The following is a 14,091-nucleotide window of genomic DNA, read 5'->3' as shown; positions in this document are numbered from 1 at the left end:
GAAAAATTAGGAAAGCGGCTTGAATCAAAAAAGCGTCCGCTCAGAGAGCAGACGCCTTTTTTTGGTTAAGACATTAAGTCCACTAGGACCGCCTTTTGGGCATGGAGACGATTTCCGGCTTGGTGAAAAACGACGGAATTAGGTCCATCGATGACTTCAGCCGTAACCTCTTCCTCCCGATGTGCAGGCAGGCAATGCATGAATAAGTAATCTTCTTTAGCAAGTTTAACTAGCTCACCATTTATTTGATAATCTTTAAAAGCTTCCAAGCGAATACCATTCTCTATTTCCTGCCCCATGGAGGTCCAAACATCGGAATAGACGATATCTGCATCTTTTATTGCTTCCGAAGCTGAGGTTGTCACCAAAATTTCACTGCCAGTCTCTTCTGCCACCTTTTTAGCATATGCGACGACCTTTTCATCAGGTTTGTAGGCGTCAGGACATCCAATGGAAAAATCCATTCCCATTTTTGCACAGCCTACCATTAATGAATTGGCGACATTATTGCCATCACCGATATAACTCATCTTCAAGCCTTTTAGCTGCCCTTTTATCTCGATGATCGTCAAGAAGTCAGCAAGCACCTGACAAGGATGGGCAAGATCTGTTAACCCATTGATGACTGGGATAGAAGCATTTTCTGACAATTCCAGGATTTTCTCATGCTCAAAGGTACGAATCATGATGCCATCAATATATTCAGAAAGGACTTTTGCAGTATCGGAAATAGTTTCACCACGTCCAATTTGCAAGTCATTGCCACTCAGGAACAAAGCATGTCCGCCAAGCTGCATCATGCCCACTTCAAAAGAAACACGGGTACGGGTAGACGATTTTTCAAAGATCATCCCCAGCGTTTTGCCTTTTAAAGGCGTATATTCTTCACCAGCTTGCAATTTGCCTTTAATGGTCTGCGCCAGTTTTAACAAATCTGCAATTGCCGTTGGTGTAGACTCCTTCATGGTCAAAAAATCTTTTCCATTTAAAATCTTCGCTTGTGTCGGTGCCGTCATTGAACTCATACGTGTGACACTCCTTTCGAATATGGTACAAGCCATTCCTGAAGTGAGTTCACCCCTGGATCAGCATTTTCTACCGATTGTAGATAGGCCTTGAACGTCTCTTCTTCCGTAAATGCAAGCAGTCGGTATTTTGCTGCAAGTAACCTTAGCTTCTTATCTTCCTCTGTCGTTCCATATGCCAAAACTACCGCCGCATTTCCTTCATTTAACCATTTATCAAAATCCGAATTCCCCAATATCAAACCTGCTTCTTTGATTTGGTCTAACAAATCTTCACTTAATTGGACAGATTCTGATTGATAAACACCAGTAGTATGTTTAGATTTTTGAGCATGGAATACTTTTGTCAAAGCTTCATTTACCGTTTCCCCGATGGCGATCCCTTCACCCGTTGATTTCATTTCCGGACCTACTTTAGAATCAAGTCCGCTTAGTGCAAATGTAGAGAATACGGGATATTTGACGACTGCATATGGAATTTCATCCATTAAGCCCGTTTTTTCGAACGCGTTCGACAATGAATATTTCCCAAGCAATATTTTTGTCGCTATTTGCACCAAGGAAACATCGGTCACTTTACTGATGATTGGAATTGTCCGACTTGCACGAGGATTCACTTCCAATACATAAACACTATTTCCCTCAATCACGAATTGGATGTTCATAAGTCCTTTATAACCAAGTTCACTAACTAGTTTTTCAGCATAAAGGGTCATTTTATCTTTGATATCATCCGTTAAGGATTGAGCTGGCAATAATGCCATGCTATCCCCTGAATGGACGCCTGCTTTCTCTATATGTTCGGCAATGATGGGAATGTATACATCATTTCCATCCGCAATCAAATCGATTTCGGCTTCCTTTCCTGGAATATAGGAATCGATCAACACTGGATAGACAAGTGCCGTTCCATTTGCCATTCTATTCAACAAGCTTTCCTTGGAGCGGATGATTTCCATTCCCTGGCCGCCAATTACATAGGATGGGCGTAAAAGCACCGGAAAGCCGATTGCCTCTGCACTTGCAATTAATTGTTCATCACCATTAGCCATAGAACCCGGTACATGCGGGATATCCAGTTTTTGAAGAAGCTGATAAAAACGATCACGATCTTCTAATTGATCAAGTGTATCGAAGGAAGTCCCCAACAAATTGACACCGTATTCTTCCAGGCCTTTTGCCAGGTTTATCGCAGTCTGCCCACCAAATTGGACGATAACATCTTTAATATCTTCCGCTTCTATTACATTAAGAACATATTCAAGAGTCAACGGTTCGAAATAAAGGCGATCTGCCGTCGCAAAATCCGTGCTTACCGTTTCCGGATTATTATTGATCATGATCGTTTCAACATTTTCATCCTGGAGTGCATAAACACCGTGAACCGAACAGTAATCAAATTCTATTCCCTGCCCGATGCGGATCGGACCGCTGCCAATCATCAAGACCTTCTTTTTATCAGTTTTTTTCTGTTCGTTCTCACCAAAATATGTTGAATAGTGATAGTTCGTATGTGATTCGAACTCGGCTGCACATGTATCAACCGTTTTGTAGACAGCCGTAAGGCCCAGTGATTTGCGGTGTGCTCTCACTTCCATCTCACTTACTTTCCATACGGAAGCAAGATAGCGGTCGGAAAAGCCCTTTTCCTTGTATGCCTGCAGTTCATCCTTTGTTACCTGATCGATTGCCTTAGATTCAATCTCAAATTCGTAATGGATCAATGACGCAAAGGATTTAAGGAAGAAATAATCTATGGCTGTCGCTTCATGGATTTCTTCAATCGTCACGCCTTTTCTAAGCATTTCAAAAATGACAAATATTCGTTCATCGGATTTTTCGGCAAGCTTTTCCCAAAGTTCAGGAACCGATTTATTTTTCAGCGATGATAGCTGCAGCCCAATCGTTTTCAATTCCAAAGAATCGACGGCCTTTTGAACTCCCCCTTCAAAGCTGCGGTGTAAAGCCATCACTTCACCAGTCGCCTTCATCTGTGTTCCCAATTTGCGGTTGGCGGTCGTGAATTTATCGAATGGCCACCTCGGAAACTTTACCGCTACGTAGTCAAGAGCAGGTTCGAAGCTTGAGTATGTGCTTTTCGTTACTGGATTGATGAGTTCCGATAAATCGTAGCCAACAGCGAGCTTTGCGGCAATGCGTGCTATCGGATAGCCTGTTGCTTTGGAAGCCAATGCCGATGAACGGCTGACGCGCGGGTTTACTTCTATTAAATAATATTGCTTGCTATTCGGATCAAGGGCAAATTGAATGTTACAGCCGCCTATGATACCTAAAGCAGAAATGATTTTAATGGATGCGGCACGCAGCATCTGAAACTCATCGTCCGATAAAGTCTGTGATGGTGCCACGACGATCGAATCACCTGTATGGATCCCTACCGGATCGATATTTTCCATATTACAGATGGTAATGCACGTATTGTTTCCATCTCGCATAACCTCATATTCGACTTCCTTATAACCAGCTATGCTTCTTTCAATCAAGCATTGTGTAATCGGGCTTTCTTGAAGTCCGCCCCGTACAAGTTCCTTAAAGATGTCCAGTGAATCGGCAATACCACCGCCAGTTCCGCCGAGTGTATAAGCGGGACGAACGATGATGGGGAAACCGATTTTGTCGGCAAAAGCCAGCGCTTCTTCAAGTGTATGGACAATCGTACTGTCGGGAACGGGTTCACCTATTTCAAACATCAACTCACGGAACAGTTCACGATCCTCCCCTTTTTTGATGGAATCGATCGGGGTTCCCAATAATTTGACATTATATTTTTCAAGTACTCCAGCATCATCCAATTGATAAGCAAGATTCAATCCTGTTTGACCGCCTAATGTAGCGAGCAGGCCATCCGGCTTTTCTTTGGAAATGATCTTTTCCAGTACATCAACTGTTAAAGGTTCGAAATAGACAGCATCCGCATTCATATCATCAGTCATGATTGTTGCTGGATTGTTGTTGACCAGTATGACTTTATATCCTTCTTCCTTTAAAGCAAGGCAGGCCTGTGTACCTGCATAATCGAATTCGGCGGCCTGCCCGATGACAATCGGCCCCGAACCAATCACTAAAATGGTCTGTATCGTGTCGTCCTTAGGCATAAGCTTTTTCTCTCCCGCTATAATCATTTATCATTTGTAAAAAGTCGTTGAATAGTAATGAACTCTCGATAGGTCCTGGATTAGCCTCTGGGTGGTACTGGGTAGTGAAGATTGGCAAGTCTTCATGCATGAGCCCCTCAACCGTGTTATCATTCACGTTTCTGAACCTCACCTGCAGTGATGTTCCTTGCAGGCTCGGTTCATCAACCTCATAACTATGATTCTGCGAACTCATATACACCTTTTTCGTTTTCAAATCGACCACGGGCTGATTCGCACCGCGATGTCCAAACAGCATTTTTTTTGTATTTCCGCCTAAGGCAAGGGCCGTTAATTGATGACCGAGGCAGATGCCCATCGTTGGAAAATTCGTAATGATCTTTTTAATGTTTCCTAAGAGGTATTCAAGCTGTTTTGGATCCCCAGGCCCATTTGAAAGCAAAATGCCATCTGGCTTCAAGTCCTTGATTTGCTCGAATTCCGTATCGAATGGTACGACAGAGACTCGGCAGCCTTGCTCGACCAATGAATCCAATATGGATTTTTTATAACCGAAATCCATCATCACAACGTGCTTGTCGCCTTCCCCAAAGCTCTCGATAACCTTTGTGGATACCTCAGCTACATGGGCTGATAAACCAATCAGGCCAGGTGCGACAGTATATTTTTCTTCTGCTGTGATGACTGCCTGCATGGAACCTTCCTGTCTTATATTCTTAACGACCGCTCTTGTGTCAACATGGCTTAAAAGAGGGATGTTCCACTTGTCTAAATATTCACCAAGTGAATATTCAGCCTGATAATGGGAATGGCTCATATTCCCTTCATATACAATCACACCGGCAACATGCGGCTTCTTACTTTCAAAATCATGTTCATTGATTCCGTAATTTCCGATTAGCGGGTATGTGAAGATGACAATCTGGTCCTTATATGAAGGATCTGTCAACACTTCTTGATATCCGGTCATTCCTGTGAAAAAGACAATCTCTCCAGTGATCGTTTTTTCAGTAGATTTAGTCAGCAGTTCCCCTTCAAAGACGGAACCATTCTCTAAATATAGATAGCTTTTCATGATCTTCACCTCTTTAGATGATGTATATTTATATATACAATAGCATAATTATTCATTTTGTTCTATAAAAATTCAATAAATTTAGACAGTTTGTTTTATTGCCAATACTTTTTTAATTTTATTTATCGCCCTATCGATCTCCGATTCGGTAACTGTCAGGGATGGGAGTAAACGAAGTACTTTAGGACCTGCACTCAATACAAGTAAGCCCTCTTCTTGCAGTTCCATTAAAAACACCTGAACATCTTGTTTACACTCAATTCCAACCATCATTCCCAGACCGCGAATCTCTTTCACTTCTTCCATGCCCTTCAATGCTTTTGCCAATTGGCTTTTAAGGTATTCAGCCTTTGAAACGGTTTCTTTTAAAAACCCTGAATGGAAAATTTCCTTTAACACGGCTTCAGCTGCTGAGACACTGACGGGATTACCTCCAAAAGTGGATCCATGACTTCCAGGGTTAAAAAACTCAGACAGCGCTTCCTTCCCAACCATCGCCCCGATTGGCATGCCATTTCCCAGTCCTTTTGCAGAAGTGATGATGTCCGGTTGGATATTGAAATGCTGGAATGCGAATGGCTTCCCTGTACGCCCTATCCCCGTCTGAATTTCATCTATGATGATGAGAACTCCGTGTTCTTGGCATTTAGTTTGAATAGCGTCCAGATATGATTGCTGTACAACATGTATGCCGCCTTCTCCCTGAACGATTTCAATCATTACAGCTGCCGTATTTTCATCAATGGCTGCTGTCATCGCTTCATTATCATTAAATGGAACATATTCGAACGAAGCTAGCATCGGTCCGAAACCAGTCTTGATTTTTTCCTGCCCCGTTGCAGCCATCGTTGCAAACGTACGGCCATGGAAAGACTGCTGACATGTGACAATTTTGCTTTTCCCGGTAGCTTTACGTGCTAGTTTGATAGCTGCCTCATTCGCCTCGGCACCGCTGTTGGCAAAGAATACCTGACTTAAACCAGAGGCATCAGCCAGCATTTTTGCTGTCCGTTCCTGTATGGAACTTTGAAACATATTCGATACATGCCAATATTTATCAAGCTGTTCCGTGACGGCCGTTTTTACCTTCTCATGACAATGTCCAAGATTCACTACCCCGATTCCGGATGTGAAATCCAAATACTCTTTACCTGTTACACTCGTAATCTTCAATCCTGACGCTTTTCTTGGCTCAATGTTCCACCTTGCATATGTTGGAAATAAAGAACTCATTGTAATACCCCTTCCTCCTGAAGAAATTTCGTACCGATGAATTGACCGCCTTGATAAAAATGATCTTTCCCACTAACGATCATCACTTCTTCAATCCCTTTATTCAGCACCGACAACGCTGTATTGACCTTCGGGATCATTCCCCCATGGATACTTCCATCCATGATCATATTCTTCGTTTCCGTTTCATTCAATTTCTCGATGATCTGCCCGTTCTTCAAGACCCCTTTAACATCGGTTACAAATAAACACATATCGGCCGATAGTGCCTTCGCTACAGATCCTGCAGCCATATCGGCATTCACATTTAATTTAGTGCCATCTTCGGTAGTTGAAATGGGCGTCAATACCGGACAATAACCTTTTTCGAATAAAAGCCCGAATAATTCCGTATTGACTTGTTGTATTTCACCAACAGCTCCAAGTTTCTTTTCATCGATATAATCACCTGTGAGAATTCCGCCGTCTGAGCCATTTAACCCGACTGCCTTGATGCCATGAGCCTCCAATTTATGAACGAGGCTTCGGTTTGATTTGCCTGCCAGCATAAGTTCCACAATTTCCAACACTTCAGTGGTCGTTTTTCTTAACCCATCTTCAAATACAGGTTCAATTTCAAATTTTTCAAGCATTGAATTTATATCAGGGCCGCCTCCATGCACAAAGACGATATTGTAGCCGCGGTTTTGTAACTCTTTGACACTATTGAAAAACGACTCCGATAACTCGTTAATGATGCTGCCGCCGCACTTAATGACTAATATGTCCATACTTTTCACCTCTTACGAACGATAGCTTCCGTTTATTTTCACATAATCATAGGTTAAATCGCAGCCCCATGCCGTGCCTGATTCATTACCATCTTTCAAATAAACATTAATGATGATACTTTCATTTTCCAAGTATGCTTTGGCATCTTCCTCAGAAAACATTATTGGCTCACCATCTTTAAGTACGACAATGTCACCAAAAACGATCGTTGTTTGATCGGGATTGAATACCACTCCGCTTCTTCCCATCGCAGCAATGATTCGTCCCCAGTTTGCATCCGCTCCAAAAGCTGCCGTTTTCACTAGATTTGACCCAACGATCGTCTTCGCCATCATCTGTGAATCTTGCTTCGTATTCATGCCATGAACATTCACTTCTATCAGTTTTGTGGCACCTTCTCCGTCTTTCGCAATTTGTTTTGCGAGATTTTCCGAAGTTTGCTTTAATAATTCCAGGAAGATGGACCATTCCGGATGGTCAGGTGTCAAAGGTTCATTGTTCGCTTCTCCATTCGCGAGCACCAACACCATGTCGTTCGTTGAACAGTCGCCATCAACCGTGATTTGATTGAATGTATCATTGGTAATCGAGGATAGTGCCTGCTGTAAATCAGCCGGTTCAATTACAGCATCCGTCGTAATGAAGCCGAGCATTGTGGCCATGTTTGGATGAATCATTCCCGAGCCCTTTGCAGCACCGCCCATTTTCACGGTTTTGCCGTCAATGATTGTTTCATAACCACAGCTCTTCGTTACGATATCCGTTGTTAAAATGGCTGTACCAAAAGCTTCAGCAGCTTCGGGTGTATTTTCTGGCTGCAATGACGCTATGCCTTTCCTTACCTTTTCCATTTCCATGAATTCCCCTATGACTCCTGTTGAAGCCACTGCAAATGAATGGTCCTCCAAACCGAACTTTTGAGCAGCAAGCTTCCTCATTTCCTTTGCATCTTTTAAACCCTGTTCACCTGTACAAGCATTCGCACAAGCACTATTCACTACAATGCCGTGTAGTTTCCCAGTAACGGCAATGCTGTCTTTCGTTACATTGATTGGAGCTGCTTGAACTATATTTTGTGTATAAACGGCAGCGGCTGATGCTGGGACATCGGTAAAAATGATGCCAACGTCCTTTTTAGAATAGCGTAATCCTGCATGGACACCTGACGCTTTGAACCCTTGGGGCATTAAAATGTTTCCTTCTTGAATATGTTTGATTTCTTCAACTTGCTGTAGTGTATTCATTGTTTCCCTCCAAAGTTTACGGATATATCGGACTGTTCCATAGTCCTGCCGTTTCTTCTAGTCCCATTAATATATTTGCATTTTGAATGGCCTGCCCTGCAGCACCCTTCACTAAATTATCAATTACCGAAACCACCGTTACCTTACCTGTCCTTTCATCATAATCGACGCCAATATCGCAAAAGTTCGATCCATATACCTGTTTCGTGGATGGAAAGCGATCAAGGGGCTGTACTCGGACAAATGGGTGGTTCTCGTATACGGTTTCGTATAAATCCTTTAATTCAACATTTGAGGTTTCCCGATTTACCTTAATATACATCGTTGCCATAATCCCTCTCGTCATTGGAACAAGATGTGTATTAAAGGTAATAGGTTGTATACCTGTTGACCATCGCCCAAGCTGTTGTTCGATTTCAGGTATGTGTTGATGTTGATTTACCTTATATATTTTAAAGTTCTCATTCATTTCACTATAATGGGTAACTGCCGAAGGTGATTTACCCGCCCCTGAAACCCCGGATTTTGCATCGATGATCACATCGGCAGCTGCTCCCGCCAATCCTTCAGTGAATAAAGGGGCAAGACCTAATAGTGAAGCGGTTGGGTAGCACCCAGGATTTGCAATAATCGTCGCTTTTTTGATTGCTTCGGCATTCCATTCAGCCAACCCGTATACGGCCTCTTCAATAATATGCTGAGGCGCGGCCGGCTTTTTATACCAGTGCTCGTATTCACCTGGAGTTTGAAGCCTGAGGTCTCCTGATAGGTCGATCACTTTAATGTCAAGGTCAGAAAATTCCGAAATCAATTGCGAGGAAACACCGGAAGGAGTTGCAAGAAATACAATATCGGATTTTTTTGCAATCGCTTCCGGATCAATTTTTTCTAATGTATCTTTCATATGCATTAAATGTGCATTATCTTCATATAAACTTCGACCAAATTGGGATGAAGTATGCAATGATTTTATTTTAAATTGCGGGTGATTATTCAAAAATCTTATTAGTTCCATTCCTCCATAACCCGTTGCACCTACTATTGATACGTTCATAAAACCATCTCCTATAATTTCAGGTCCCTGTCATTCTTTGATTCTATTATTATATGACTGAATAAAAATAAAATCAAATGTATTTTTATAAAATTTAAAACATAAATTTTACATGAAAAATTATCCAACGAAAATCCTAGAATTATCCAAACTTGTTGACTACTAGGGTTTTTTCCGTTTAAATCAAAGGTAGTAATTGAGTAATAACGCTATCTGAAAGGTGGTCATATGCATGAATGAATTATCGTTATCTAATCGGATGCATGCAATTTTAGATAATAAACAACAAGTTAAACATATGGAAAAAGGGCGCTACCTTTTTCAGGAGAGCACCCCAGCAAGTGATTTGTATTACATTATTAAAGGGAAAGTGGAAGTGAGCAAGGTTGTTCCCGATGGTCGGGAATTGACTATACGCATTAGTTCGGAGAATGATTTGGTTGGGGAAACCGTCTTATTTTCTCAAAATCCTAAATATATGATGAATGCAAAAATGATGGAAGATGGAACTGTTGCGGTTATCTCCAAAGAAGCATTAGAAGATAAAATCGCCTCCGATAGCCATCTTGCAGTCGAGATGATGACATGGTTATCCGCTCAAAACCGTAAAAACCAGGCTAAATTCCGCGATATGCTCCTGCACGGTAAGAAAGGTGCATTTTACTCAACCCTCATCCGTTTATCAAATAGCTATGGCACTGAAGCAGAAGACGGTAAAGTTATCAACCTTCCCTTTACAAACCAAGAACTCGCCAATTTTTGCGGCACATCCCGCGAGGTGGTCAATCGAATGCTTGCTCAATTAAGGAAAAACAATGTCATCTCCATTAAAAAGGGACGCATTACGATTCTTAACTTTGACTATTTGAAACAGGAAATCGACTGTGAAAACTGTCCAATAGAAATCTGTACCATCGATTGAATCCTTCCCATAAAAAAGCAGCAATACATAATGCCTTACTGTTCTTAAAATGATTGGAGTTTATTTCACGCTAAATCCATCCCTAGGACCATTGAATTATTTTCATTGCCTTGTGTCCTATATAAAAATGCATAAAAAAAGTATAAAATGACTGACATCAGTTCCTGACAACTATTCAAAAAAAGGGATGGCATAACTGCCATCCCTTTTTTTACTCATTCGGACGGATTACCCGCCAATGAATGACATTTCGATTTTTTCCTGTTTCTTCACCGTTCCCGCTGCCCGCTCATCCGAATAGCGGTCGTCCCTACGGTTCCAAAGTGAAATGATGAACCCGGTCAATTCTTCATCTGTCATGTCGGAACGGAGCAATGACCTCAAGTCATTTCCCTTTCCATTAAACAGGCATGTATATAAACTTCCATTAGCAGAAAGACGTGCACGTGTACAACTTGAACAAAAAGACTCGGATACCGAGGTTATGAAGCCCACTTCTGCATTAGTGCCTTTATAACGGTAGCGTTTTGCCACCTCTCCAAAATAATCTTCTTCAACCGGTTCAAGATCGAATTCGGTTTGGAGCATCGCAAGCAGTTCTTTTTTCGTAATGACATTCTTCAACTGCCAGCCATTTGTATGTCCGACATCCATGAATTCTATATAGCGTAATTGAATGCCCTCATCTTTACAAAATCGGGCCATCGGCAGGATTTGAGATTCATTGGTTTCTTTTTTCACAACCATATTCACTTTTACGCCAAGCCCTGCTTCCTTGGCAGCAGCGATGCCTTCAATAACTGGCTTTATGCCGATATCCCTGCCGTTCATCTTCTTGAAAAGGTCGTCATCGAGGCTGTCCAAGCTGATATTCACCCTTTGCAAACCAGCTTCCCTCAAATTCACGGCATGTTTTTTCAAGAAGACCCCATTTGTGGTCAGTCCAATATCTTCAATACCTTCAATTTTAACGAGACTTGAAATCAGAGTGGTAAGATCTCTCCGTAGTAATGGTTCCCCGCCAGTCAACCTTAGTTTTTTTACCCCTAAGCTTGCGAATATTTTAGAAAGCCTTACAATTTCCTCATAAGATAATAGCTCACTTTTAGGCAGGAACTGAAAATTATCGTGAAAAATTTCAGCAGGCATGCAATACTGGCAGCGAAAGTTACAGCGATCTATGACTGAAATCCTTAAATCCCTTAGTGGCCTGTCCAATGAATCTTTAATTTGACTGTTCAATTAACCACTCCTAGCCGAAAGTATTAGAAAAAACCAGACCATAAAAAGTGGCTCCTTGAATGGATTCACTTTTTTTTGACTGGCTTTTTATTTCTATTACAGAGTTATCATTTGATACCTAATGCAATTTTAGCATATCTGGACATTTTGTCTTTCGTCCATGGCGGACTCCAGACAATCTTCACATCCGTTTCCTTGACCTCGGGGATATCTTCCAGAACCAATTTAACTTGATCTACGATCGTCCCAGCCATCGGACAGCCCATTGCTGTCAATGTCATCGTCACCGTAGTCAGACCTTCCTCATCCATATCCACATCATATACCAAGCCTAAATTAACGATATCTATACCAAGCTCAGGGTCAATGACCTGCTCCAAAGCTCCCAAAATAATGTCTTTTGTATCTTGATCCACTTCGATCACTCCTTTTATGGATAATCTCTTCGTTTTAGATTATCGGTTTCATCATTATGTCCGTATAAGCATCATAACAGATTTTGTGTAAGTACTTAAGCATTTTGCACAGCTGACAGTAAATGTTTCGCGAACCAGTCTGCTGTCTTTAGCACTCCTTCTCTACTGACCTTATGTCCAGCCTTGGGGTCAAGGATAAAATCAATTTTTTCATCTGCCTTATCATACCCTGGTTTGACCCCTTCATAAAAACGGTATGCATGTTGATAAGGCACAACCGGATCTTTGGCACCATGCCAAAAAAGAAGCGGACGGTTGCAAAGCTTATCCTGATTAAGACTCAAATCAAATGGCTTGAGCTGTTCAATCACCTTGGCAACTTCCTCATCAGTAGCTGGGAAATTAACTTTCCTTTTCTTAATCTCCTCCATTTGGAGCTCTGCATACGCGACATATGATGGGTTACCCATTAAACTGACTCCGGCGGAAATCCATTCATAAGCAGCCAGGGCCCCATTAGTCACTATTCCCCCCATGGAGGTACCCGCTACGCCAATTCTGTCGGGATCAATTAATTTTCGGGATAATAAATCATCCTTCAGCAAAGATAAATCCTGGATTGTCTGTAAAACCATTTCCCAAAAACGGGGCATCATTTGAGAATCACTTAAACCGGCTTCCCTTTCCCCATGATGAATCACATCGGGTAGAAGCACCCGAAACCCCTTTTCAGCCAATAAATAAGCATAGTGTAGATTGTGCTCTTTTGCACTTTGAAAACCATGTATAAAAATAATAAGCGGCAATTCCTGTTTGAAAGTGGTTTCTTCACCTAGGTGCAAGACAGGAATATTTCCAATTAGTTCTTTTTCAATTATTATCAAGTTAACCCCTCCGAATAATTTGTTCCGGTCTTTCCAATACCATTATCAAAATGGCATTGGCATTCATCATTTCATTCCTTTAAACCTGAGCTTCGCTTTAATTATCTTAATCCTGGATATAGTAATATCATACAGGAATGCATAAAGAATGAAAAAGATTTACATTTACTTTAAAATAGGCTTAACAATATTCACATATAATGAAATCAAAAAGAACAGAAGGTGTGTACATGGCTGAGAAACATTTGATCGTATTGGATCTTGATGGTACTTTACTTACAGATAACAAAACAATTTCTTCAAGGACTAAAAAAACACTCCTGAAATTAAAAGAAGATGGACACGAAGTTATGATCGCCACCGGGCGTCCCTTTCGCTCAAGTGAACTTTATTACCGGGAATTGGGGTTGAATACACCAATCGTTAATTTCAATGGTGCTTTCGTCCATCACCCATTACATACAAGCTGGGGGGTATACCACTCTCCACTGGATATAAATGTTGCGAAAGAGATTGTCGAAGCATGTGATCAGTTTAAATATCACAACATCATCGCAGAAGTCCGGGATGAAGTTTATGTCCATTATCATGATGAAAAATTGATGAACATGTTCAATGTAGGAAATCCGATCATGAAGACAGGTGACTTGCGCAATTACCTTCAGGATTCCCCAACTTCGATGCTAATTCACACAGATAGTGAATTCGTAGGACAGATTCGCCAGCATTTATCCGATGTTCATGCAGAATTGGTCGATCATCGCCGCTGGGCAGAGCCTTTTCATATCATCGAAATAATAAAAAGCGGGTTAAGTAAAGCCGTAGGGCTTAAACGGGTATCCAACTATCTGGAAATTCCTCAAAATAGGATAATCGCCTTCGGTGATGAAGATAATGATTTGGAAATGCTTGAATACGCGGGAACCGGGGTGGCCATGGGAAATGCGATCTCACCAGTAAAAACGGTAGCAAATACGACTACATTGACGAATGAAGAAGATGGTATAGCCGTCTTCCTCGAAGAAAAATTCAATATAAAAGCCTAATACGTCATTTTTTACCTTCATAATATCGACCTTTCAAGCCAAACTAATATGGACAACAGATCC

12 protein-coding genes are annotated in these 14,091 nt (G+C 41.5%); 2 read left to right on the top strand and 10 right to left on the bottom strand.

All coding sequences use genetic code 11. The features are described 5' to 3' along the window. Nucleotides 1-65 precede the first annotated feature (65 nt). The 7 genes from argF to argC form a co-directional block, all read right to left on the bottom strand. Nucleotides 66-1,025, bottom strand: a complete 960-nt coding sequence (argF, locus tag LQ188_RS15850) for an ornithine carbamoyltransferase (RefSeq protein ID WP_048686903.1) — start codon at nt 1,023-1,025, stop codon at nt 66-68. Next, nucleotides 1,022-4,141, bottom strand: a complete 3,120-nt coding sequence (locus LQ188_RS15845; protein ID WP_230177383.1) for a carbamoyl phosphate synthase large subunit — start codon at nt 4,139-4,141, stop codon at nt 1,022-1,024. Before LQ188_RS15845 ends, argF begins: the two co-directional genes overlap by 4 nt. Then, nucleotides 4,134-5,216, bottom strand: a complete 1,083-nt coding sequence (locus tag LQ188_RS15840) for a carbamoyl phosphate synthase small subunit (protein ID WP_101224127.1) — start codon at nt 5,214-5,216, stop codon at nt 4,134-4,136. Before LQ188_RS15840 ends, LQ188_RS15845 begins: the two co-directional genes overlap by 8 nt. An 81-nt stretch (nt 5,217-5,297) precedes the next feature. Further along, nucleotides 5,298-6,449, bottom strand: a complete 1,152-nt coding sequence (locus tag LQ188_RS15835; RefSeq protein WP_230177381.1) for an acetylornithine transaminase — start codon at nt 6,447-6,449, stop codon at nt 5,298-5,300. Next, nucleotides 6,446-7,219 (bottom strand): acetylglutamate kinase, encoded by a 774-nt coding sequence (gene argB / locus LQ188_RS15830; protein ID WP_230177379.1) that lies wholly within the window; start codon nt 7,217-7,219, stop codon nt 6,446-6,448. Before argB ends, LQ188_RS15835 begins: the two co-directional genes overlap by 4 nt. Nucleotides 7,220-7,231: 12 nt before the next feature. Continuing rightward, on the bottom strand, nt 7,232-8,464 hold the full coding sequence (gene argJ / locus LQ188_RS15825) for a bifunctional ornithine acetyltransferase/N-acetylglutamate synthase (protein ID WP_101224130.1): 1,233 nt from the start codon (nt 8,462-8,464) through the stop codon (nt 7,232-7,234). A gap of 16 nt (nt 8,465-8,480) precedes the next feature. After that, nucleotides 8,481-9,518, bottom strand: coding sequence for an N-acetyl-gamma-glutamyl-phosphate reductase (gene argC / locus LQ188_RS15820; RefSeq protein WP_230177377.1), 1,038 nt, complete (start codon nt 9,516-9,518; stop codon nt 8,481-8,483). 232 nt (nt 9,519-9,750) lie between these two features. Here argC and LQ188_RS15815 point away from each other — a divergent pair, with 232 nt between their 5' ends. Beyond that, complete coding sequence (locus LQ188_RS15815; protein WP_230177375.1) at nt 9,751-10,440, top strand: Crp/Fnr family transcriptional regulator; 690 nt, start codon at nt 9,751-9,753, stop codon at nt 10,438-10,440. Nucleotides 10,441-10,668: 228 nt separating this feature from the next. Here LQ188_RS15815 and moaA read toward each other — a convergent pair whose 3' ends face one another. From moaA to LQ188_RS15800, 3 genes are all read right to left on the bottom strand, one after another. Further along, the gene (moaA, locus tag LQ188_RS15810; protein WP_230177373.1) at nt 10,669-11,682 is read right to left on the bottom strand and encodes a GTP 3',8-cyclase MoaA; all 1,014 of its coding nucleotides are present in this window, start codon (nt 11,680-11,682) and stop codon (nt 10,669-10,671) included. Between the two features lie 107 nt (nt 11,683-11,789). Then, the gene (locus LQ188_RS15805) at nt 11,790-12,098 is read right to left on the bottom strand and encodes a metal-sulfur cluster assembly factor (protein WP_034314562.1); all 309 of its coding nucleotides are present in this window, start codon (nt 12,096-12,098) and stop codon (nt 11,790-11,792) included. Between the two features lie 95 nt (nt 12,099-12,193). Further along, nucleotides 12,194-12,982, bottom strand: coding sequence for an alpha/beta fold hydrolase (locus LQ188_RS15800; protein WP_230177371.1), 789 nt, complete (start codon nt 12,980-12,982; stop codon nt 12,194-12,196). A gap of 230 nt (nt 12,983-13,212) precedes the next feature. Here LQ188_RS15800 and LQ188_RS15795 point away from each other — a divergent pair, with 230 nt between their 5' ends. Then, on the top strand, nt 13,213-14,028 hold the full coding sequence (locus LQ188_RS15795; protein WP_101224135.1) for a Cof-type HAD-IIB family hydrolase: 816 nt from the start codon (nt 13,213-13,215) through the stop codon (nt 14,026-14,028). The last annotated feature ends 63 nt before the right edge of the window (nt 14,029-14,091 follow it).

It is taken from the genome of Peribacillus sp. Bi134 (genome assembly GCF_918698065.1).
GTDB lineage: Bacteria > Bacillota > Bacilli > Bacillales > DSM-1321 > Peribacillus.
This window is presented reverse-complemented; position numbering and strand designations above follow the sequence as displayed.

What these genes read in the sequence shown, in the direction of transcription:
- LQ188_RS15815 (WP_230177375.1), top strand. Translation starts at nt 9,751, where the DNA reads ATGAATGAATTATCGTTATCTAATCGGATGCATGCAATTTTAGATAAT.
- LQ188_RS15835 (WP_230177381.1), bottom strand. Translation starts at nt 6,449, where the DNA reads ATGAGTTCTTTATTTCCAACATATGCAAGGTGGAACATTGAGCCAAGA.
- LQ188_RS15845 (WP_230177383.1), bottom strand. Translation starts at nt 4,141, where the DNA reads ATGCCTAAGGACGACACGATACAGACCATTTTAGTGATTGGTTCGGGG.
- argF (WP_048686903.1), bottom strand. Translation starts at nt 1,025, where the DNA reads ATGAGTTCAATGACGGCACCGACACAAGCGAAGATTTTAAATGGAAAA.
- argB (WP_230177379.1), bottom strand. Translation starts at nt 7,219, where the DNA reads ATGGACATATTAGTCATTAAGTGCGGCGGCAGCATCATTAACGAGTTA.
- argJ (WP_101224130.1), bottom strand. Translation starts at nt 8,464, where the DNA reads ATGAATACACTACAGCAAGTTGAAGAAATCAAACATATTCAAGAAGGA.
- LQ188_RS15840 (WP_101224127.1), bottom strand. Translation starts at nt 5,216, where the DNA reads ATGAAAAGCTATCTATATTTAGAGAATGGTTCCGTCTTTGAAGGGGAA.
- LQ188_RS15795 (WP_101224135.1), top strand. Translation starts at nt 13,213, where the DNA reads ATGGCTGAGAAACATTTGATCGTATTGGATCTTGATGGTACTTTACTT.
- argC (WP_230177377.1), bottom strand. Translation starts at nt 9,518, where the DNA reads ATGAACGTATCAATAGTAGGTGCAACGGGTTATGGAGGAATGGAACTA.